The 23293-nt window shown below is 38.7% G+C and carries 19 protein-coding genes; 9 read left to right on the top strand and 10 right to left on the bottom strand.

Annotation, left to right across the window (positions count from 1 at the left end):
• The first annotated feature begins 7 nt into the window (after window positions 1-7).
• Window positions 8-1552: a YjjI family glycine radical enzyme gene (locus C9J41_RS15900; protein WP_107261779.1), complete on the top strand. Its 1545-nt coding sequence runs from the start codon at window positions 8-10 to the stop codon at window positions 1550-1552.
• A gap of 14 nt (window positions 1553-1566) precedes the next feature.
• Entirely contained in the window at window positions 1567-2439 is an 873-nt protein-coding gene (locus tag C9J41_RS15895; RefSeq protein ID WP_255418320.1) for a YjjW family glycine radical enzyme activase, read from the top strand.
• Between the two features lie 120 nt (window positions 2440-2559).
• On the opposite strand, the gene C9J41_RS15890 is transcribed toward C9J41_RS15895, so the two are convergent.
• Together C9J41_RS15890 and folE are read right to left on the bottom strand one after the other, a co-directional pair.
• Window positions 2560-3507: a LysR family transcriptional regulator gene (locus C9J41_RS15890; protein WP_107208467.1), complete on the bottom strand. Its 948-nt coding sequence runs from the start codon at window positions 3505-3507 to the stop codon at window positions 2560-2562.
• A gap of 151 nt (window positions 3508-3658) precedes the next feature.
• A complete protein-coding gene (folE, locus tag C9J41_RS15885; protein WP_107208468.1) occupies window positions 3659-4312 on the bottom strand; it encodes a GTP cyclohydrolase I FolE in 654 nt (217 codons plus the stop codon).
• A 306-nt stretch (window positions 4313-4618) separates the two neighbouring features.
• On the opposite strand from folE, the gene moeA reads away from it, so the two are divergent.
• Together moeA and moeB are read left to right on the top strand one after the other, a co-directional pair.
• A complete protein-coding gene (gene moeA, locus C9J41_RS15875) occupies window positions 4619-5854 on the top strand; it encodes a molybdopterin molybdotransferase MoeA (RefSeq protein WP_107292304.1) in 1236 nt (411 codons plus the stop codon).
• Window positions 5855-5870: 16 nt separating this feature from the next.
• The gene (gene moeB, locus C9J41_RS15870) at window positions 5871-6641 is read left to right on the top strand and encodes a molybdopterin-synthase adenylyltransferase MoeB (RefSeq protein WP_107294778.1); all 771 of its coding nucleotides are present in this window, start codon (window positions 5871-5873) and stop codon (window positions 6639-6641) included.
• Window positions 6642-6923: 282 nt separating this feature from the next.
• On the opposite strand, the gene C9J41_RS15865 is transcribed toward moeB, so the two are convergent.
• Window positions 6924-8132 carry a NupC/NupG family nucleoside CNT transporter gene (locus tag C9J41_RS15865; protein ID WP_105060313.1) on the bottom strand — a complete coding sequence of 403 codons (1209 nt, stop codon included), beginning with the start codon at window positions 8130-8132 and terminating at the stop codon, window positions 6924-6926.
• Between the two features lie 477 nt (window positions 8133-8609).
• Here C9J41_RS15865 and C9J41_RS15860 point away from each other — a divergent pair, with 477 nt between their 5' ends.
• Entirely contained in the window at window positions 8610-8843 is a 234-nt protein-coding gene (locus C9J41_RS15860; RefSeq protein ID WP_107208474.1) for a glutaredoxin family protein, read from the top strand.
• A 101-nt stretch (window positions 8844-8944) separates the two neighbouring features.
• Here the strand turns inward: C9J41_RS15860 and C9J41_RS15855 are convergent, their stop codons facing one another.
• The gene (locus tag C9J41_RS15855; protein WP_005367598.1) at window positions 8945-9787 is read right to left on the bottom strand and encodes a S1 RNA-binding domain-containing protein; all 843 of its coding nucleotides are present in this window, start codon (window positions 9785-9787) and stop codon (window positions 8945-8947) included.
• Window positions 9788-10098: 311 nt separating this feature from the next.
• Between C9J41_RS15855 and C9J41_RS15850 the strand changes: the two genes are divergently transcribed.
• A complete protein-coding gene (locus C9J41_RS15850) occupies window positions 10099-11508 on the top strand; it encodes a hypothetical protein (protein ID WP_107208475.1) in 1410 nt (469 codons plus the stop codon).
• Between the two features lie 68 nt (window positions 11509-11576).
• Here the strand turns inward: C9J41_RS15850 and cfa are convergent, their stop codons facing one another.
• Window positions 11577-12719, bottom strand: a complete 1143-nt coding sequence (cfa, locus tag C9J41_RS15845; protein WP_107246581.1) for a cyclopropane fatty acyl phospholipid synthase — start codon at window positions 12717-12719, stop codon at window positions 11577-11579.
• Between the two features lie 264 nt (window positions 12720-12983).
• Here cfa and C9J41_RS15840 point away from each other — a divergent pair, with 264 nt between their 5' ends.
• Both C9J41_RS15840 and C9J41_RS15835 read left to right on the top strand, forming a co-directional pair.
• Window positions 12984-13832 (top strand): hypothetical protein, encoded by an 849-nt coding sequence (locus C9J41_RS15840; RefSeq protein ID WP_107208477.1) that lies wholly within the window; start codon window positions 12984-12986, stop codon window positions 13830-13832.
• Between the two features lie 51 nt (window positions 13833-13883).
• Complete coding sequence (locus C9J41_RS15835) at window positions 13884-14129, top strand: hypothetical protein (RefSeq protein ID WP_233217646.1); 246 nt, start codon at window positions 13884-13886, stop codon at window positions 14127-14129.
• Between the two features lie 66 nt (window positions 14130-14195).
• Here C9J41_RS15835 and C9J41_RS15830 read toward each other — a convergent pair whose 3' ends face one another.
• Both C9J41_RS15830 and C9J41_RS15825 read right to left on the bottom strand, forming a co-directional pair.
• A complete protein-coding gene (locus tag C9J41_RS15830; RefSeq protein ID WP_107261770.1) occupies window positions 14196-14594 on the bottom strand; it encodes a hypothetical protein in 399 nt (132 codons plus the stop codon).
• A gap of 16 nt (window positions 14595-14610) precedes the next feature.
• On the bottom strand, window positions 14611-17211 hold the full coding sequence (locus tag C9J41_RS15825) for a choice-of-anchor L domain-containing protein (protein WP_107294777.1): 2601 nt from the start codon (window positions 17209-17211) through the stop codon (window positions 14611-14613).
• Window positions 17212-17398: 187 nt separating this feature from the next.
• Here C9J41_RS15825 and C9J41_RS15820 point away from each other — a divergent pair, with 187 nt between their 5' ends.
• Entirely contained in the window at window positions 17399-18862 is a 1464-nt protein-coding gene (locus C9J41_RS15820) for a YdiU family protein (protein WP_107291298.1), read from the top strand.
• Window positions 18863-18938: 76 nt separating this feature from the next.
• On the opposite strand, the gene gpmA is transcribed toward C9J41_RS15820, so the two are convergent.
• The 3 genes from gpmA to C9J41_RS15805 form a co-directional block, all read right to left on the bottom strand.
• Window positions 18939-19631, bottom strand: a complete 693-nt coding sequence (gpmA, locus tag C9J41_RS15815; RefSeq protein ID WP_107246573.1) for a 2,3-diphosphoglycerate-dependent phosphoglycerate mutase — start codon at window positions 19629-19631, stop codon at window positions 18939-18941.
• Between the two features lie 404 nt (window positions 19632-20035).
• Window positions 20036-21223, bottom strand: a complete 1188-nt coding sequence (gene metC / locus C9J41_RS15810; protein ID WP_107292298.1) for a cystathionine beta-lyase — start codon at window positions 21221-21223, stop codon at window positions 20036-20038.
• 115 nt (window positions 21224-21338) lie between these two features.
• Window positions 21339-23237: an LTA synthase family protein gene (locus C9J41_RS15805; protein WP_107294776.1), complete on the bottom strand. Its 1899-nt coding sequence runs from the start codon at window positions 23235-23237 to the stop codon at window positions 21339-21341.
• Window positions 23238-23293 lie beyond the last annotated feature (56 nt).

The raw sequence follows: 23293 nt of genomic DNA, 5'->3' as shown, positions 1-23293 counted from the left end.
ACTTGCAATGTCATTACATTCCAAAATAAAACAGATTATTTCTTCTTCTACATTAAGCCCGAAACAAAAAACATTGTTTCTCTCTCTCGAAGCTGAAGCAATTGTAGACTATATGCCAGTAAGTGACGAAATTTTAGAAGCAAAAAATGAAGGAATTATCTGTGATATGTTCGAAGGTAATGCGCCTTTTAAGCCTCGCTACATACTGCCCGACTATGCTAAATACTTACAGAATGGTTCAAGCTATTTAGAGCTAGAGCCCGCAAAAAATCTGGATGACGCGCTCAATGCGCTCACCATTATTTATCATCACGTACCGTCTGTAACTAACTATCCTGTTTATATCGGTCAACTTGATGATTTATTGTTACCGTTTGTAAATAGTGAATCTGAAACTGATATTTACAACAAGCTAAAGCGTTTTTGGATTATGCTCGACCGCACCCTACCCGATGCGTTTATGCATGCCAATATTGGTCCAACTGATAACATTATTTGCCGTACTATTTTAAAAATTGATGCAGAGCTTAAGCAAGTCGCGCCTAATCTCACTTTTATGTACGACGCTGAAGTATCACCAATATCTTTACTCGAACAAGCTTGCCAAAATATTTGTGAATGCAGTAAACCCCATATTGCCAACTACCCAATGTTTAAAGATACATTTGGTAAACAAGGCTTTGGTATTGTTAGTTGCTACAACTCACTACCGTTAGCAGGCGGCGCAAATACACTTGTACGCTTAAACTTAAAAGCGGCGGCAGAAAAAGCAACAGATGTAGATAACTTCATCAACCAAGTGCTACCGCATTATTGCCAAATGACTTTCGGACTTATTGAAGCGCGTTCAGCATTTCTTCATGAAGAATCAAACTTCTTTACTAGCTTTTTAGTACAAGAACAATTGATTGATGAAAACCGTTTTGCCCCAATGTTTGGTATCTACGGTATGGCAGAAGCAGTCAATTTATTATTGGAGAAATCAGGCTCAACAGAAAAATATGGCCACAGTGATTCAGCCAATGCATTAGCATTATCTATCACTCAACTATTAAGTGACATTGTCACGAATACACCAGTGAAATATGGTTATAACCAGCGAGCACTATTGCACTCGCAAGGTGGTATTAGCAGCGATCAAAACGTAACACCAGGGATCCGTATTCCTTATGGTACAGAGCCTGATCCTGTTTTGCACATTAAAGCGCTGGCTGCACATCATCAGTATTACCTATCAGGTATCAGCGATATTTTAACCATTGATGAAACAATCAAACAAAATCCACTCGCCATGGTTACCTTATGTAAAGGCGCATTAAATATGGGGTTTCGTGAGTTTACCGTAAACGTTCACTCAAACGATCTTGTTCGAGTAACGGGCTATATGATTAAGCTATCTGATGTTGCTAAATTCAAAGAGGCCGGTTCACGTACCAATACAACGTGGTTAGGCTCAGAAGCCAGCGAACAAACCGACATTTTAAAACGTATACCTCGTGTGTTAAGTCACGAGCAAACACCTCATTATTCACATCTCTCTATTGAGAATTAAGAGTTAACAAGTAAATGATTTCAGCCACTATTAGTAAGATACTTAATTTTTCGTGCGTTGATGGACCCGGCAACCGAATGGTGATTTTTTTTCAAGGATGTAACTACAACTGCAAAAATTGCCATAACCCACAAACCATCGGTCTTTGTAACCATTGTGCAGACTGTGTTAAGCAATGCCCAACACAAGCATTACAAGCTATTCATACGGAAAATGAAAAAACTAAAGTGGCATGGAATCAAGCATTATGCACTGAATGTGATAAGTGTATTGAGGCTTGCCCTCGACAAGCGAGCCCTAAAACCATAACGATGTCTGTTTCTGAATTAATTGAAAAAATTCATGAAAATAGGTTATTTATTAATGGTATTACCGTTTCTGGTGGCGAGGCATCACTTAATTTACCTTTTATTATTTCGCTATTTCGTTTAATAAAAACGACGGCTTCACTGAAACATTTAACATGCATGATAGACAGTAATGGCAGTTTAAGCGTAACGGGTTGGAAACACCTTACCCCCTACCTTGATGGTGCGATGATTGACTTAAAAGCATGGCACGATGAAACGCATAAATGGTTAACCAACAGAAGTAACCACCGCGTTTTTGAAACGATGAACTTTCTTCATGCTCAAAACAAATTACACGAAATAAGACTTCTGCATATTCCTAATAATACCGATTTTATGGAGCAGATAGAAAAAGTAGCGTATTACTTACGTCCCTTTTCAAGCAGTGTGAAAATAAAGCTCAATGCTTTCAGGCATCATGGTGTGGTAGGTGATGCACTCAACTGGGATGAGTGTAACCAAGAAGAGATTAATCAATTAGCTAACGAACTATCAGAGCGTGGCGTGAAAAACTTACTGACTCCTGCTATTTATTAAATCAAAAATTTAGATATTCCGTCTGCTGATCATAGCGACATAATTAATTAAGTCGCTCAGCAGTCGGAGTTACGTTTTCTTTAGAACCTCACTTCCTAACGTATCTTTTGAAGTGAGACTTTATAAATCAATCTCTGCTGTCTTATCTTCAACGCCACAAAGAATTAAAATTTGCTGATGTAACCAACGAAGAGCAGGATCATTCATGCTCGGTTGATGCCACACCAAACTATAAGCAACCTTGCCATAATTAAACGGTAACGGCTTTTCAACAAGTGCTTTAGACTGTAATGCAGTACTTGCCCAACGTTTAGAGCAGGTAAATAACAAATTACTGTTATGACACATCGTCGCTGCACCACCAAAGTCTGCGACATTCACCACCACTTTTCTTTTATGATGCTGTTGCGTTAATTGCATCTCAAAAAATGGCACACTTAAATCACTATCCAAAATACCAATATGACCACAATTTAAATAATTTTCTATTGTCAGCTCTTTATCGGCAAGAGGATGATCATGCGCCATTAAGCAAACCATCTCATCGGTAAACAAGGTCTGCCATACTAAGTTATTTTGCATCAATGGTGGCTGGCTAAGATCGTGTGGCAAAATCACAAAATCCAATATGCCTTTGGTTAAACCATCAAAACCAATGCTGTCTTTCGACCAAATATCAAAACGGACATTCGGCGCTTTTTTTAGAACATGGGCATAAAGACCACCGGCGATTAATTCAAAAGTACTTTCCCGCATCGCAAGTGAAAAACTCCCTTCATACTCTTCTGGCTGAAACGCTTCTTTGGTCATGATCTGATTCATATCACTGATCATTTGGTGAACCGTAGGGCCTAGCCTACGAGCTAAAGGAGTAGAAATTAGCTTATTACCATGACGATAAAAGAGTTCGTCATTGAGATTGTCACGTAATTGGCTGAGTGTTTTACTAACGGAAGAAGGGCTTACACATAATCGCTCTGCACATGCCGTAACACTTAGCGTATCTAGCATTACGTGCAAGGTAATTAAGTGTTTCATACTTATACGAGAAAGTTTAATTAAATCCATCTGCGACCTTTAATATATAAGCCAGAAAATCGATAATTCAGCAGTATGAGATAAAAAAAATGCTAGTCAATAAAGGACTAGCATTTCTGTTCATTTATTAATAGCGCACGTTGTTTTTGTTTTAAATTTCAACAATAGCGTAAACTATTATTTATCGAATACCGTTTAAGAACTCTGCACGTGTCGCTGAATTTTTCTTAAAAATACCACCAAGCGCTGTGGTTGTGGTTACACTGGTTGCATCCATAACACCACGCGCTTTTACGCAATAATGCGTTGCATCAATCGTAACTGCGACATCATCACTTTCTAATAATGTTTGAAGTGCGACTAACACTTGTTGTGTTAAACGCTCTTGAACTTGTGGGCGCTGAGCAAAGAAACGAACAATACGGTTAATTTTGGATAAACCAATAATTTTCCCACGAGGAATATAAGCAACCGTCGCTTTACCATCAATCGTTACTAAATGGTGCTCACACGTACTGGTTAACGTGATGTCTTTAACTCGCACCATTTCATCACACTTCATTTTATTTTCAATGACGGTGATTTTAGGGAAATTGGCATAGTCTAAACCTGAAAACACTTCATCAACGTACATTTTCGCAATGCGGTGTGGGGTTTCAACCAAGCTATCATCAGTCAGATCTAGCGCGAGTAACGATAAGATCTCACGCATGTGGTATTCAATCTTTTCTTTTTTCTCTTCGCGGCTAACATCTTGTTCAACCATTGGGGTTTCAAGTCCACGGGCTGCTAATGCATCACGAACTAGTACTGCAGATTCACTTAATGCTGTCATTCTTTTCCTCCAACTGGCACAGACTGAAATGCAATAAAACGAGCCTGTTTTTGCTTGCCAGCGCTAAAAACATACGAAGAATACCTCCAAATGAAAATAATTACACCTCCCATTTAATAGGGATTAGTCCAATTGGCCTAATTTTGGCATAATCAATCCCTTACAGCCCTTAATAATAAAGGGTAAAATCAAAATTAAGCGATTTACTACGTGGTTTTAAGGGCTATTGATATTTATCATTTTACTGATGCTCTTGCTTCAAAGCCACTATGATTCAAATTAAACAATAACGAGATGGATACCATTATGGGATGCTGCGACGTACCAGGCCTTATGCCCGTTGAAACTGCAATTGAAAATATTCTTGAGCAAGTTTCCTCTACAACTACAACATCAACGGTAGCATTAGCCGATGCAATGGGATTAGTGCTAGCGCAAGATATTCTTTCGCCTATCAACGTACCACCATTTGCGAACTCGGCAATGGATGGTTACGCGCTTCGTGCTGAAGACTTAGCAAATACAGATACATTGATTTTAGCGGGTAAATCTTTCGCTGGTGTTCCATTTGAAGGTGAATGTCAACAAGGCCAATGTATCCGTATTATGACAGGCGCTGAAATGCCTGCCGGTACTGATACCGTGATTATGCAAGAAGAAACGTCTGTTGATGGTGAGAACATCACTTTTAATATCAAGCCAAAAGCGAATGATAACGTACGCCCAATTGGTGATGACGTAAGCCTTGGTGAAACTGTGCTAGTAACAGGTACACGTTTAACTGCGCGTGAAATGCCTTTACTTGCATCACTTGGTATTGCAGAGCTTGAAACGTACCACCGCCCGAAAGTGGCTTTCTTTTCTACTGGTGACGAATTACGTCCAGTAGGCGAAACACTAGAAGCGGGTCAAATCTACGACAGCAATCGCTACGGTATTCGCGCTCTACTAGAAAAATTTGGTTGTGAAGTGTTAGATTTAGGCATTATTCCGGACTGCCCTGAAAAACTGCGTGACGCATTTTTAAAAGGCTCAACAGAAGCCGACGTATTAATCACATCAGGTGGCGTTAGTGTCGGTGAAGCGGATTACACCAAAGATATTTTAGATCAAGAAGGTCAAATCGGTTTTTGGAAAATCGCCATGAAACCGGGTAAACCTTTCGCGTTTGGTAAAATTAATAATGCTTGGTTCTGTGGCCTACCGGGCAACCCAGTATCAGCAATGCTGACTTTATACCAACTAGTACAACCTATGCTGGCGAAACTAGCAGGTAACAGCCAATACCAACCGCCTGTTCGTGTAAAAGCAAAAGCGACAACAATGTTTAAAAAACGCCCTGGTCGTACCGATTTCCAACGTGGTATTTACAGCATTAACGTTGAAGGTCAATTAGAAGTAGCAACAACAGGCAATCAAGGCTCTGGTGCCTTTAGTTCAATGCACCTTGCTAACTGCTTTGTGGTACTAGAGCAAGATCGTGGTCGTGTTCAAGCGGGTGAAGATGTGACTATCGAAATATTCAACCACACCTTGTACTAAGCAAACGGTATTTCTAATGACAACAGAAAACACAAATAACGTTGAACTGACAGATGATGAAATGCTGCGGTATAACCGCCAAATCATTTTGCGTCAGTTTGATTTTGAAGGGCAAGAAGCATTAAAGTCTTCTTCTATGCTTATCCTTGGTGCTGGAGGCTTAGGCTGTGCTTCTACGCAATATTTAGCCGCTGCTGGTGTGGGTAAACTAACCCTGATTGATGATGATAAGGTTGAAGTTTCTAACCTTCAGCGTCAAGTGTTACACCATGATGCTACGGTTGGCCTATTAAAGGTCGATTCTGCAAAAGAAGCGTTATGTCGTATTAACCCATATCTTACGGTAGAGACCATAGCCAAACGCTTAACCGATGAAGCGTTACTACCACTCATAGAAAGCCACGACATTGTTTTAGATTGTAGCGATAACGTTGATACTCGTAATCAACTTAACCGCCTATGCTTTAGAACCAAAACGCCGCTTATCTCCGGCGCAGCAATTCGTATGGAAGGTCAGCTCAGTGTTTACACGTACCAAGATAACGAGCCGTGTTATCAGTGTTTAAGCGCCCTATTTGGTCAACAAACATTAAGCTGTGTTGAAGCAGGCATTATGTCGCCCGTTGTCGGCATCGTTGGTGCAGCTCAAGCGATGGAAGCAATCAAAGTGGTTGCCAACATGGGGACACCATTAACAGGTAAACTGCTCATGCTAGATGCGCTCACAATGAGCTGGCGAGAAATGAAGTTAATGAAACAACCCACTTGCTCAGTTTGCGCTAATTGATCATATCCGCTGTATATGCCATCCATGAAATATACAGCGGTAATTCCTTTCACCCATCACTGCTTTACTAACGACTACCTCTAAATCCCCTAGCCGATCGGTTTCACACAACTCAAGCTCAAATTTATATATCGAGCATTTTTTTGCTAAAACACCTTAATACAAAAAATAAATTACGGGATAAAGTAAACCGTTTACTCTTCAGGTATTAAAAAGCCGACTGTGACTATTTTTCTAGTACTCATTCGGCTCTCTTATCCAATACTATTTTTCACTCTGCTACTAGAGCAATAAAATAATACTCACAATCGCTGCACTCATTAAGTTTGCCAGTACACCAGCCGCAACTGCGCGGATACCGTATTTCGCAATAAATGGACGGCGCTCAGGAATTAAGCTTCCCATACCACCAATCAAAATAGCCAGCGTTGTAATATTGGCAAAACCACATAATGCAAAAGTAACAACAGCAAGGCTGTGTGGCGATAAGGTATCCTGCACTTTAATCATATCAATGAAAGCAACAAACTCGTTCATCACTACTTTTTGACCAATTAACGAACCCGCAGTTACCGCCTCGCTCATTGGAATACCCAGTAAAAGTGCAACTGGCGCAAACAGGTAACCAATCAACATTTGGAACGTTAAGCCATGAATACCAAAGAACTCACCAATATCGCCTAACAAGCCATTAAATAATGCGATTACACTGATAAAAGCAATCAATGTTGCACCAATAGTCACTGCCATACGCAAGCCAGACATTGCACCATCAGCTAACGCTTCAACTACATTGGTTGCTTTAGGGATTTCAACACTGGTAATTTCATTGGCTGATAGCTTATTCTCGCTTGGTGGCATAATGATTTTTGACATTAATAAACCAGCAGGCGCAGACATAAACGCAGCGGCAATCAAGTAATTTAAATCAACACCAACAGCGGCATAGCCCACCATCGTAGAGCCTGCAACAGAAGCCAAACCACATGTCATCACCGCAAAAAGTTGTGAATCATCCATAGATTTTAAGTACGGTTTAATAACCAGTGGGACTTCAGACATGCCGACAAAAATGTTGGCACCAGCAGATAATGATTCAGCACGACCCGTACCTAAAATACGTTGCAGTGCGCCACCAAAAATATTAACGACTTTCTGCATAATGCCTACGTGATACAGCATAGAAATCAGTGCAGAAAAGAAAATAATAATACCAAGTACATTAACGGCAAATACAAAACCGATACTACCTGTTGCCAAACCACCAAATAAAAATGACAAACCATCTTTACCATAATCGGTGACGTACGTTACGCCATTGCTGACAGCTTGAAGTGCTGTTTTACCTGCTGGGATATATAAAACAATTAAAGCAAACAGTACTTGTAACGCAAACGCGATAGACACCATTTTTACAGGAATACGCTTTTTATCCGTTGAGATAAGAAACGCGAGTAAAAGTAGAACGAATATACCTAATAAAGCAATCATGAGATCTTTGTTGTTACCCAAAAGAGGGTTGCATTGTATTTACACTAAAAATACAAGCAACATCACATTGTTGTTTAGTTGTTACACCAAGAGTGATACACCTAAACTTATTGAGCCAAAAACAAAATCGAACCCATAAAAATCAAAACATTAGCTGTAAATGCTGCTTTATTATTTCCATATAAAAAAAATAATTTGCTTTAACGCAATAAAATCGAAAATATCAGCGTATTTAACAAGCATGTATGTGCTGATATTTTCAACAAAATAAAATACGTATTTGCAAAGCAATCTATAAGTTACAGCGTTATCACCTATGCCTTTACCGTATCACTTCTTTATTACTGATAGGAAAAAGTAAACAGGCTTAAAAACTTGTTTGATTTAGACCACTTGTAACTACTGTTCTGTCATTACTATCTTTCATTTCATTTATGTTAGAGTTACAGCAAATATTAAAATAAAAGAAACATCCCAATGAAACGTATTGTCTTATTTAGCCAGAAAAACTGCTCAAACTGTAAAGATGCACAACAATACATGACAAATAAAAACTACAGTTATCGTTTGGTTGATATCAGCTCACCAAAAGGAAGAAAGGAATTTAATAGTACTGGCGCTAGATCTGTCCCTGTTTTAAAAGTGGGTGATCAGGTGTTAATTGGCTGGAATATTACCAAGTTTGAAAAAGCATTAAAGTCAAAAGACTAAGAAAGCATTTAATACTACTTTTCAGTGAGTTATTATTTTTTAGATATAAAAAACCGACAGCATGTGTCGGTTTTCTTTTACTCGATTTATCGAGCAAGTTGTTAGTCGTTGTCGTTTAAGCGGATACCTTCACGCTCAATAACAATTAACCCTTTCTTGTATAAGCCACCAATCGTTTTCTTAAAGGTCGCTTTACTTGTACGGAAAACTTGGAAGATTTCATCAGGAGTTGATTTATCACTTACTGGGATAAAGCCACCTTTACGCTCTAACGAGGTTAAGATTTTATCCGCTAGATCGTCAACACGATCTTTACCCATTTTCTGTAGTGATAGGTTTAACTTACCATCTGGACGAATTTCTTTAATGTAGGCTTTTAATGCTTTACCAATAAATAGCTTACCAAATGATTCTGTTTTAAAGAAAAGTCCCCAATGTTTACCTTCAACCACGGCTTTAAAACCAAGATCTGTTACTTCAGCAATAATTACCTGCACTTCTTGACCGATCTGGTAAGTTGCTGGTGTCTTATCTAAGTAACGGTTAAATTTAGTAGTACCCACAATACGACCAGACGCTTTGTCTGTGTATACGTGAATAACCACTTCTTGACCTTCTTCTAAACGACGGCGTTGCTCACTAAATGGAATAAGCAAATCTTTCGTTAAACCCCAATCAACAAACGCACCAATGTTGGTTACACCCACTACACGTAGTTTTGCGAAATCGCCAACTTGTGCATAAGGTTCCGTTGTTGTAGCAATGACTTCGTCATTCGAATCGAAGTAAATAAATACTTTTAACTTATCGCCTAGCTCGGTACCTGCTGGAACTGAGTTCTTAGGTAACAGGATATTACCGAAGTCTTCACCACCATCAAGAAATACGCCAAAATCTACTAGTTTGACGACTTCTAGTGTGTTGTATTTTCCAATTCTAATCATGTATCAGGTACTCTCTGCGTAGGCAACGACACGCGTTTGGTGATGTTGCTTCAATATCTTTATCAATCAATTTATTAGCTGCATGATGAATTAGCTATATCTCGCTAATCAATCGGCTATAATGCACGTGTTGTGCTTAGATTGCTGCATTATACGTGATGTTGGTTCGCAACGCCTGACCTATCTGCATTTATTTGATGATTTTTCATGCTATCAGCGCAAACTTATATGTTAACAGTAATATTTAAAACCAACTTATTCTAAAATTAATAGAGTAAGTTATTGTTGTAGATCTTGGAGGATATCAATAAGTGATCACTGTCGATAAAAAAGATGGGCATAAATTAAAAATATCCCATGTTATTCAAGAAACAACCAATCGGCAGCTCGATATGTACATCTTCATTCCCGGTGAGCTTGGTTTAAATGCCAATATCATTTCTGAAGAAGAGTTCTATCATAACGCTATCCACGGTAAACGTACTTATTTCAGTGATATTAATCACCTTCCTCTTGTTCATAGTCGCCTTGCCAGCCGTGGAAAATTATCTATCGAACAATACCGTTTAAGCTTAAGCCTTTACGCTTATCAGTATGCACTCGCGCTAGAAAAAGCCACCAATGATTTATTAAATCAAAATGATAACCCGACATTTGAAGATGTTGAGGAATCTGCCAATATCTCGGTGCGTATTTTAAAGCGCTTACGTCGAAATATTCCAACCGACAAAAAGCTGCTTAAGTATTACGAGAATATTGATAACTATCTGTCTTGGTTTACTGAGCAGCGCTTCCTTCAGTTAATTTCTCATCTTCCGCGTGGCAACGATTACAACGCCATTAAAACAACGTTACTTGAAATCTGTGAATCTGAAACACAACACCGAATAAAGCATAATTATAACTCGGCTAAAGCGATGGAAGATCCAACCCGTATGTCGAATAAAATGCGGCTATTACGACGTTTGATTGAATACCCTGTTACGATGAGTGAGAAAACCATTGAGCTGGGTGCAAGCACAAAAAAAGTGGTGACAGGCGCAGCTGCCGGCATTGTGATGATTTTTGTCACCATGATGCTGATAAAAGCACGCGGTATGCTCGGTGATATTACCGCGTCATTCATTTTGGTGTTATCGCTAATTTATGCCGCACGTGAAGTGTTTAAAGATGACTTAAAAACCATGCTTTGGCGTTGGTTACGGAAAGGTAAAGCTCGTTGGCGGAAGCAATTCTTTGATGCGAATACCACTCATTTAATTGGTCGACAGCTCGAATGGCTTGAATATATTAGCTATGACAGTTTACCAACCGATATTCGTAAAACGCGTAAACATAAAGTGTCTCACCGGGAAGAAACCATTCTTCACTATAAAAGTACCACCCGTATGTCACCAACAAAGTTTTTAAGTGGTTATGAGCAAACGCGAGAATCGATCATTTTAGATTTACGTACTGTTGCAGCATTAATGGAAAAAGGCTCTCAGCGTTTATACCAACTGAATGATGGCCAAGTAACAAAAGAGTCTGTGGAAAAACGTCACCTGATTAACTTAATAACCAAAGAAACAGACGAAGATAAAACAGTGCGTATTCAGCGTTGGAAAATTATTATGAGTCGTTCCAAAATTGTGGACATTGAGCCTATTCTCCCTCCAGAGAAAAAGCCAGTTGCGGAAGCTCAAGCTGCGAAGGAAAGCGAAAAAGCGCAAACGGCCTAACACTCAAAAAGCTCACTGTTGACGATAACAATCGTGCAATAGTGAGCTTTTTACTGTGGCATTGAAAATTATGCTGCACGAACAGAAACTGGTAATTCTGCACCTTTTTTGGTTAAACCAAATTGCCACACATTTAAATCACGACAACGGAATGCCCCAGCGCAAGACAGCAAGTAATAACGCCACATACGGTAGAAACGCTCACCATACTTCTCTGCTAATGTCGGCCAAGCGGCTTCAAAGTTATCATTCCAAGCGACGAGTGTTGTATCGTAATCAGGACCAATGTTCTGTACATCTTCAATATTGAAATAATCTTCAGCTGACGCACCAATTTGCATCATTGATGGGATCACACCGTTAGGGAAAATGTACTTATTGATCCATGGGTCAACTGACGTTTTCGATTTCGGACTACCAATGGTGTGAAGTAAGAAAATACCGTCTTCAGCAAGAAAACTGTACGCAGATTTAAAGTAGTCTTCATAGTTTTCAGGGCCAACGTGCTCCATCATGCCAATAGAGACAACGCGATCATAAGGCTGCTCTGGGTGATATAAGCGGTAATCTTGAAGAATAAAGTTAACGGGTAAGCCTTTCTCGTCTGCTCTCGCCTGACCAAGTGCTGCTTGTTCTTTTGATAAGGTTAAACCATCACAAATAACACCATACTTTTCAGCAGCAAAGATCATAAAGCTGCCCCATCCACAACCAATATCAAGTAAACGCATGCCCGGTTGTAAACCCATTTTGCGGCAGACTAAATCTAGCTTTGCTTCTTGCGCTGCTTTCAGGTTGTCGCTGTCTTTCCAATAAGCACACGTATAAGTCATACGAGGATCGAGCATAGCTTCAAATAAATCATTGCCTAAGTCATAATGAAAAGGCACATCCTGAGTTACACGCTCAACACTTTGAGGGTTAAATAATTGCTTAAGTTTAGACGCGCCAGCTTTTAACCCTAATTGTATTTTTGTTGTGGTGGTTAGCCTATCTTCGATACCAGCATGTAATACACGAGAAATCATTTCATCAATAGCATCACAGTCCCACATGCCATCCATATAGCTTTCACCAAAGCCTAAAGAACCATCTTTTAATACGCGATCAAAAACACCTTCATCATGAATTTTAATATCCCAAGGACGATTACCATTAATTTTCACATCAGCAAAATCTAAAATGTCTTGAAAAAATTGATTATTTGTCATTCTGTATACCACTACTTTTTATTTGTATGACAAATTGCCTTTTTGTATTTATATTCACAATATAAAAATTCAAAAACTAATTTTTAGTTAATAATATCAATAAGTAAAATAATAATATTGCAGAAAAACAGTTTAACAATTTTATAATTAAGAATTGAATGATATTTCTTTTCAATTAACGCTCATCAACGTATATTTAGCTCAAATTTTTTCCATTATTTCGACATAATCATGTCAAGCTAACAAAGCATAAAGGAGCATGCAATGCGTCTACCAATGACGTCTTTACTTATCATTGATCCTCAATATGACTTTTATGATGTTCCCGTTAATGAACAATTCACATTAGGTTCAGCATCTCAGAAGATTACTATTTCACCAGCTCTTCCCGTTCCTGGTGCATGGGAAGACGCTAACAAACTTGCTGCATTTATTACAAAGCAACAAAAGAATATTAATCAGATTATTGTGACACTTGATAGCCATCATGAATACGATATTGCTCATGCGCCCTATTGGAAAAATGAAGCAGGCGAACACCCAGCCCCATTTACTCTAATTAACCATCAAGACATTGTGGATGGTATCTGGCTGCCTACTGATCCAACGCTTTTAAATCATGTCCTTAATTACACCCAGTCATTAGAAAAAGAGGGGAAATATAGCCTTCTTATCTGGCCGACCCATTGTGTGATTGGCTCTGTTGGACACAATATCGTTAAGCCTATTCATACAGCAATTCATGCTTGGGAGCAGCAAGCGAATACACAACATATCAGTATTGCTAAAGGCGAGAACCCACATACAGAGCATTACGGTGGTTGCGAAGCTGAATATCCGTTAGAAGATGATAAAAAGACCCAATTTGATCCTCAACTAGTCGAGCTCGTTAAGCAAAATGATCAGGTTTATATTTCAGGCCAAGCTCTTTCCCACTGTGTTGCCAGTACGGTTGAACAAATAGTCGAAAAGCTCACAAACGAAGAGATCAAAAAGCTAACAATTTTAATCGATACCACCAGTCCTGTTGCTGGATTTGAACAACAAGCAAAAGATTTTATGAATAGAATGTCATCTATTGGTGTGAATTTTGTAACCTCATCGAATTTATAAGACTATTATTGGTCTGATAAGTATATGAGTTCTAATTATTTAGGGTGCAAAATGAATAATTTACTGTGTTTATCTCTTATGATTGGCTGTATCTCCCCTGCGTTTGCGGCTAAACATAACAATGATGACATTTATGTCTGCACCCTTTCTCCGTTTACCGACACGTTTGCAGATGCCGCTAGAACTGAAGATGCAGCCCGCTATAAAGTTGCACAGCGCTGCTTAAAGTCACAAAGTGATATGTTTTGCCGAGCACAAGAAGCTAATTGCTTTACAACTTCGCTATCAGCTCAATGAAGATTTTGAAAAAGTAATATTAATAAAAATATAAGCCCTATAATCATTGGTTATTATGGGGCTTTATTAACATAATTGACGAAACACCTCCGGATATTTAAATACGTTAACGGTGTCATTAACATTAACGAAAATCCAGTCACTGCCTTTTATTAATGGGATATACCATTTTGCATCATTTTTAATAATGACTAATGCAGGCAATGTTTTTATCTTCATAATAAAAGCATCACTTTCTTGATACATAGCCTTTAATGGCAGCAACTCTCTTCTTTCAATTTGTAGATAGAATTGAGCAATCTTTTTATCTACTGCTTCTAAATCACAACCATTATTATCTTTATGTTGATATAAGACTTTACCTAAATCTTTTGATTGATAAACCACATCAGATTTAACATTACAACCATAAGTCAGCATCAATAAAAATAATAATGGTGCGCACGAAGAAAACATTTTCAGCATATGCGCACCTCTCTAATTATTTAACTTCTATGTTATCAATCAATATCGCACTATCGTATTCTGTATCACCTTTATCGATCGCCTCTATTGTTAGCTTCACGCGTTTGTTGGCCAAAGCAGAGACATCTAACTGCTCTTTTATCCAAGGGGTGTTATACACACCTCCTTGATCAAACGATACATCAGACTCCACCAGTACTTCTTGATTCTCGCAAAGTTTATTAACACTGGTTTCAAACGATGCGCAATTTGTTGTGCCTTCCTCGCACACGTTTAAAGTAAATGAATCATCAAAACCGGTACCACAATATTCTAAAAATTCCTCTGAATAGAACTTCCAGTCAAAATTTAATGTTGTTACGTTTTTATCTAAACAAGCAGATTGTTCGATACTACCTAGCTCATTGGTATAGCCTAATCCCGTTGATACAACACCAACAAATTGACCATCTAACGGTTTAGTTCCACCAAGATTTGTAATGATGCGACCATCACCCTTTTTCGCCCAAGCATTCAATTCGCCTTGTTCAAAACTGAGATTATCAAATGAGCCACTAGATAGTTTTAAATCTTCTTCGCCTCTCATACGTATAAATGCTTCATCACTGCTGTTATCACTGATACCATGTTTATTAACAGCAACATCAAAGGCTTCCTTCAATGTCGAATCATTTTCAAGCATGTCACTAATAATGGCATTCGTCGTATCTTGAGCATAAGAAGAAAGGACATAGTCATCATAACCAATCACCGCCCCTGCACCTTTTGATAAAAAGACATTGGCAAGTGAATTATTGTAAACAGACCGACACGCTGACAGTACGACTAAGCTCTTAGGCATAGTGGAAAGATAATGATCAAAGAACGAAGGAAGAATAATCAACGCGCCACCAGCACCAATGGCTAGGCGCTTCATATAAAGATCGCTTTCATAACCTTCAAGGTTATAAGTGCCATCCTCATTTTTAGGTAAAACTATGCCTGTATATAAACCAGAAACCGATAAATACCCTTTTAAGAAGTCACTTGGCCCCCACTTCTCATCCCAGATTTTAAATAATCCATTGAAATAGTTATTACCGTGGGTAGAAAAATGAATATATCCAAAAGTAGTAAAGTCTTTAAAGCTATCAAGCGAAACACCCACAGTTTCGTTATTCACAAACTCACTATCAGGGAATAATTTACATGATTGACTATCTTTAATCGTTTTCCAAACACCATAGTAATCATCCGCTTTGAAGAAGTTACTAAACTCAGACACATCAGGATTATTAATATACGGGCTGATCATCACGGCTTTAGAGCTTTGAATCCGGTTTGCCGGCGCTACTGATGAGTAGGTTGTGGCCTGTTTTTTAAATACATCATCATAATAACGCGTTTCACGTGCCGCTTTCACAACAGGTGTTGGCGCAACAGTCCCACTACGAGCCACTGACTTTGAATTTTCAACGAGAGGGTTATGAAGCCCTAAAATACCATCTTCATTTACCCACCAAATACCACCTTCATAGGTATACCCAGCAGCACCTACATCCTTATGGGTGTTAAGTTGATCAACCACCGCCTTGGCTGAAGCATGAACATCTTTTCCTTTATCTAATTCTGAGGTTAACCATGTTTCAACACTGTCAGCAATATCAACAGACTTAGTGACTTGATCTGAGGTGTATTTTTCAGCTACCCAAATACAGGCAGGCTCTGATTGGTATACATTCTTTTCGCTATCAGATACTTGTGCTTGATAACAAAATTTACCTTTCTTAGTTGGATTAAAAGAGAAAGAGGTCGCATAAATACCATCATCATCGATTCCATCAGCACCTTCATCAAAACTAATGCTACCGCCAGAGCCGATCAAGTTAACTTCAGGATCCTTATTATTTGATGTACCAATATTAGCGTAAATCGTTACTGCATCTTCATTTAACACAAAAGAGCGTTGGCTTAATGTTAACGGGGTAGTGAAATCCATCGCTGGGTGATAGTTAATCGTAGAAACAATCTCAACCTGCGCTTCATCAGCGGTTAACGCCATTACGGTGATTTGATTTCTACCTTTTATCAAATCAATTGTTGCTGACCACATTTCATCGACTTCAGCATTCACAGAAAGCTTGGTGGTACCGTTAGTCACTAAGATCTGTTTAATATCATGATCAGAAACAACATTTCCTTTTAAAGTCACCTTTGCTTCATTGGTTACTTTCTTGATATCACCTAAGCCAACAAAAGAAAGAGATAAGGATTTTTCCGCTGGTTTTGCATATACACTGATGTCATCAGTTGCTGTGTCACCGTCGTTATCAGTGACCGTAACGGTAAAATTAAACACTTCATTGTCTTGAATATCAGGAACAGTAAACGTAGCGCTATTGTTTACTTTTATCAGTTCGACTTTTGTTGCATCTGCGTCTGATTGCGTCCAAGAAACATCCACAATTGTCCCGCTTGGATCAATATTGTTAGATGAAATCACCACACTTTTATTAGCATAGGTATAAATATCATCACCAGCTTTAGCTTGTGGTGTTGACTCACCACTTCCACCGCCACCACAACCCAATAGCGCTAAGGCGGTGCTGGCAAAAAGTATGTTCCTTGTTAAGTTCATTGTATTCCCTTCAATAACAAACCAATAGAAATGAACAAAGGATCATATTGCTAAGCTAAATACTATTCTATTAAGCGATACCCCTACTCGATACACTTCATGATTAGAAATGTAATGGATGTAAGTACTTAACTATAATATATGGTTAGATCTATAATCCTTGTTAAACCCACCGAATACCTTTGTTATGAAATCATTACAACAGCTTGTTTTTAATAATACTTACAGCCAACTCCCTTCACTTTTCGGCACTTTCGTTAGTCCGCAACCGCTGAGTAACCCTTACTTAATCAGTGTGAATCCACACATTGCGAAATTATTAGAACTCGATATAAACGCCATTCAATCTGATGATTTTATTAATATATTCAGTGGTAACGACACCTTAACTGGATTTGATCCCATAGCAATGAAATACACTGGCCACCAATTCGGGCAATACAACCCCGATCTGGGTGATGGTCGGGGTTTATTATTGGGGGAAGTACAAACAAGTCATGGTAAAAAGTGGGATATTCACTTAAAAGGCTCCGGACTTACACCTTATTCGCGTATGGGCGATGGCCGTGCCGTTATTCGTTCAAGCATTCGAGAATATTTAGCCAGCGCCGCGATGGCAGGCCTTGGTATTCCGACCTCACATGCACTCGCGGTTATTGGTAGTGATACTCATGTGTACCGTGAAAAACAAGAATTTGGCGCAACCCTGCTCCGAATATCAGAAAGCCACATCCGATTTGGCCATTTTGAATATCTGTTTTATACCCAACAACACGATCAATTACGTTTATTAGCAGATTACGTTATTCAGCATCATTTCCCTGAGTGCCAACAAGTCGAAAAACCATACGCCGCCCTGTTTGAGCAAGTTTGTGAAAATACAGCTAAAATGATCGCCCATTGGCAAGCAGTAGGCTTTGCTCATGGCGTTATGAATACCGACAACATGTCGATTTTAGGCTTAACGTTTGATTATGGCCCTTATGGTTTTCTGGACGATTATAATCCGGGTTATATTTGTAATCATTCTGATTATTCTGGTCGTTATGCCTTCAATCAACAGCCATCCATTGGGTTATGGAACTTATCAGCACTCGGTTACGCCTTAGCACCTATCATTGATAAATCAGACATAGAACATGCATTAGAAATTTATCAGCACCAACTACAAATGCATTACAGCAAACTGATGCGTCAAAAATTAGGCTTATTCGATAACCAAGAACAAGACACTGAGTTATTTCAGCAGTTATTTAATTTACTCAAACAACAATCGATCGATTACACCCAGTTCTTCCGCACGCTTTCGACGCTTTCCCAAGACGAACTCGATAACACCAGTTCTCATTTTTCATCTCTCACTGAAAATACAACCGCAATCGATGAATGGTTAGCTGATTACAAAAAACGTATTTCAAATATCGATGATCAACAACGTTTAGCATTAATGCTTAACAGCAACCCGAAATATATTCTTCGTAACTATTTGGCACAGCTTGCTATCGATGCTGCCGAGCAAGGAAATTTCACATTTATAGAGAATCTATTAACCGTTTTACATGATCCTTTTGATGAGCATCCTAACTTTGAAGATCTTGCCGATCTTCCTCCTAAATGGGGTAAAGAGTTAGAAATTAGTTGCTCTTCTTAAGTCATTCTCTCGTTTTATTAATAAAAAAATGCCCTATTCAATAGGGCATTTTTCTCAATATTTCATTTAATACGCATTACAAATAATAGCTCTGTACAGGTTTCATTTGCTCGTTAAATTCATAAACTAATGGTGCACCTGTTGGTATTTCTAATTCTGTAATTTTGTCATCAGGGATATTATCTAAATATTTAATCAAAGCACGTAAGCTGTTACCGTGAGCGGCAATTAAAATATCAGAGCCAGGTTTAACATTAGGGACAATATTTTCATTCCAGAATGGTATTACCCTATCATAAGTATCTTTCAACGATTCACCATGTGGAAGTTGGCTATGTTGTAGTTCTTGGTAACGTCTATCATTACCTGGGTAAAAGGAGCTATCTTCACTTACTTGTGGTGGCTCAATATCATAACTACGACGCCAAATGTGTACTTGTTCGTCGCCAAACTCCTCTGCGGTTTCTGCTTTATTCAATCCTTGAAGATCACCATAATGACGTTCATTCAATTGCCAGTCGTGCTCAACAGGGATCCATAAAGAATCAAGCTGTTCTAATGCTAAGTTAGATGTTTTGATCGCACGATCAAGCATTGAGGTATAGCAAAAATTAAAGTTGAAACCATTCTCTTTCAATTTAATACCTGCGTTACGCGCTTCGTTTTCGCCTAATTCAGAAAGAGAGACATTCGCCCAGCCAGTAAAACGGTTTTCTTTGTTCCAAACACTTTGACCATGACGAAGTAAAACAATACGTGTATTTTTCATAACAGCCCCTTGAAACTCAACATCATGAGTTAAGTAAATTCGTCTTTTTAATCGCTGTCATTTCCATATGGCATTTAACAATTACTTTCTAATTGATAATCATTATCATCTTTAGTTGTAGATTAAATCCATTCCTCATCGATTACAATACTGACTATAAAGAAAAGTTATTAAATAAAAGTGCTACATACCGTCATTATGTGTATCTATCGCGTCATTATAGAGTTTGAGCAGAGTAACAATAGACATTAACCAGTTGATAAAATTAATTATTTTAACTTTATGGGGATGATTGAAAAACTCATTCGTAAAGTATTGTTTACATTAATAATAAAAAATCGCTTCTTCAAATGCCATAACAGATGAAAAAAGCGATTTAGTTTGTAGGATATATTTAAGGTTAATTAAGCGATGCGGCTAAAGCCATTGGCTAAATCTTCAATGAGATCGTCGCAATCTTCTAAACCAATATGAACACGAATTAGCGTGCCCTCAAAATCTACTTTGCCCACAGGACGAATACGATTTAACTCTTCAGGTTGGCTTGCCAAAATAAGAGATTCATAACCACCCCAAGAGTACGCCATACTAAAATGCTCAAAGTTATCTAAGAAATCAGCTACTTCTTCACTCGATAACCGTTTATTAAGCACAAATGAAAACAAACCACAGCTTCCAGAAAAATCACGCACAAAGAATTCATGGCCTTTACAGCTTGGTAGTGCTGGATGATTAACGGTTGCAACTTCTGGACGCTTTGCCAGCCATTCTGCTACTTTGATACTGCTTTCATGATGTTGTTTTAAACGAACGCCCATAGTGCGCAATCCGCGAGCAGCCACATACGCGGTATCAGCATCAACCATTTGCCCCATTAAATAAGAACGTTCACGTAGTTGATCCCAGCAACGTTCATTACTAACTGCCGTCCCTATCATCGCATCAGAGTGGCCAACAATGTATTTCGTACCGGCTTGAACAGAGATATCAACACCGTGCTCGAGCGCTTTAAATAGCACCCCTGCCGCCCATGTGTTATCCATAATAATCACAGCATCAGGGTTAACAGCACGCACTGCTTTCACAATTGCTGGAATATCTTGCACTTCCATTGTGATAGAGCTTGGTGATTCTAAGAAAACAACCTTGGTATTTGGCTGTACAAGTTCAGCAATCCCCTCACCAATCAAGGGATCGTAATAAGTAGTACTAACCCCTAATCCTTTAAGGACAATATTACAAAACTCTTGGGTAGGCTCATAGGCGGCACCTGTCATCAATACATGATCGCCAGAAGCAACAAACGCTAAAATACTGTTAGATACCGCAGCCGCACCGCATGGATATAAATAACAACCAGCACCGCCTTCTAATTCCACCATCGCATCTTGAAGTGCAAAGTGGGTTAACGTGCCACGACGTCCGTAAAACAACTCACCTTTCGCACGGTTCTTAATAGCATGTTTTTTATCTGCAACCGTATCGAAAACTAATGATGAAGCACGTTGAATAACACTGTTCACCGCACCGTGAGTGTATTTTTTCTTTCTTCCTGCACTCACTAATGCAGTATCAATTTTCTTACTAGACATAACTTCGTGATTCCCTTACTCGTCTATCTATTCTGTTTCTTGTATAACATGAATAAACACAACAAACTAGCAAGTTATCATAAGTATCAAGCACTAAACTGATGAACAATTATCCTTAAAGTTTGGTGTTTACTTTACGGTATTGTTGCGTTTTTCCCTCGAACAACAACTGCTGTGAAATAGCATTAAAATAACTTCCCTCTGCAAAAAGAGATTCACTCCAAGCTTGCTCAGAACACTCTAATGTTTTTTTAGTCACGACATCATTATCAATATCAAAACAAGAGCGTAACTCACCAGTCGCACTATCTATTGCTACACCGTGATCTCTGGTTAGCCAAAAGAAATTAGTGCCATACGAAAAACTTGAACGACCACTGTAGCTATCATCAAATAGCGAGTTGCCAGTAAACCATGGAACATAACCACCAAGCCAATCAATAATCGTCGGTGCAATATCTCTCTGAGATGAGGTGATCGACCTCTTTTCATTGGGGATAGATTGATCACTCGCATAGATGAGAAGTGGAATAGAATTTTTAACTAATCCTCCAGTTATCGTTTTTGCCGTGTGATCTGAGAGCAAAATAACGATGGTCGGCTTATCGAGTTGAGCAAGCTTCGCGTCCAATTTAGGAATAAAACGTTTCAGTGCATCATCAGCGTACTTCATCACACTTCTACGCTCGTTAATGATGTTTTCGCGACCAAAAACATATTCAACATTATCCGGTAAAAAAGAACCGTGGGTGGTCCCTGTATTGATGGTCATAAGAAAGGGTTTACCCGTTTGGCTGAATTTATCGATTTGGTTTAAAGAAAAACGATAGATATCATCATCCATAAATCCCCATTCATTGTGCACCGCTTTGAATGGGTAATCATATTTACCGTACGACTCCTCAAACCCTAACGTTTGTGCAAAAGCCCCAACCGCCCCTCTTCCACTTCCCTGAATAAAGGCTGTTTGCCAACCTCGCTCAGCTAAAATATGTGGTAAACATGAATAAGAAGCATTTTGTAATTGGCTATTTGCCATAAAGCCGTTTATAGGATTTGGGTAAGAACAAAATGTAGAAAACGTCCCTTGTACTGTTCGATAAGCATCGGCATAGGTTGAATACGTCGAAAAAGAACGTGCTCTAAGTTGATCAAAAAATGGGGTGGCATTCACAACACCCGAGTAACTTTGCATATCAAAAGCCAACCAACTCTCAAGCAGAACAACAATGACATTGGCCGATTTAAGTGATTGAAGCTGTGCAGGAGAAGCTGTTTCTTGTGTATGTTCAAAAAACTTAACTTGCTGTGACGTTGGATTTTTAGTGATTTTTTCTATGGCCGCAAGATCGCCTTTAGAAAGATAGTAACCAATGCTATAGGGAGCATTCCAAGCAATGAAGGCTTTATCTAAGTCACCAATAGTATAAACACTCATCGGACTCTGAGGTGAGTCTTTCCAGCCTCCGCGAACAATGATTAGTGTAGTAACTAACCACAAAAATATAAACAGACTATTAAAATACCAGCTTGCTTGCTTTCTATTGGATAATGGCAAATATTTCCAAATGAAAAACAGTGATACTAATAAACATGCAATACCAAGAGCGACAGTTCCAAAGTAACTTTTAAACGCAGTCTGAATAAGTGACACTTCCATCCCTTGCGTATTAAACAGTTCAAATGTGACATGTTTACTGGCTTCTTTGGCATAAATGGCATCAGAAAAGGTAGTAATAACAACCCAACAAATCGCAATGCAGAGTAAGAATCGAGTTAATTGATTGGTTGCTCGTTTAAATAAACTGGCAATGATTAAGCTAAGGAAAATGGGGATAGTCAGTAAAACAGCAGCGCTAGCATCAAAGTAAATACCAAAAAGTAAAGCATCGATGCCATCTTGCGAACTAAGTTCGATGGGAAGTTCAACAAAACTTAATAAAGCGAGCAACTTAGTAATAAAGATCGCTGCGATTAAAAAGGCAAAAGATATAATGGTATTTATTGCAAGCACAGCTATTCCTTGCTAATGAATGATTCCTTTTAGAGAAGCAAGAAAATGCATCTATG

The organism is Photobacterium sp. GB-50 (genome assembly GCF_003026755.1).
Lineage (GTDB): Bacteria > Pseudomonadota > Gammaproteobacteria > Enterobacterales > Vibrionaceae > Photobacterium.
Note: the sequence above shows the minus strand (reverse complement) of the source record. Positions and strands in the feature narration are given on the sequence as shown.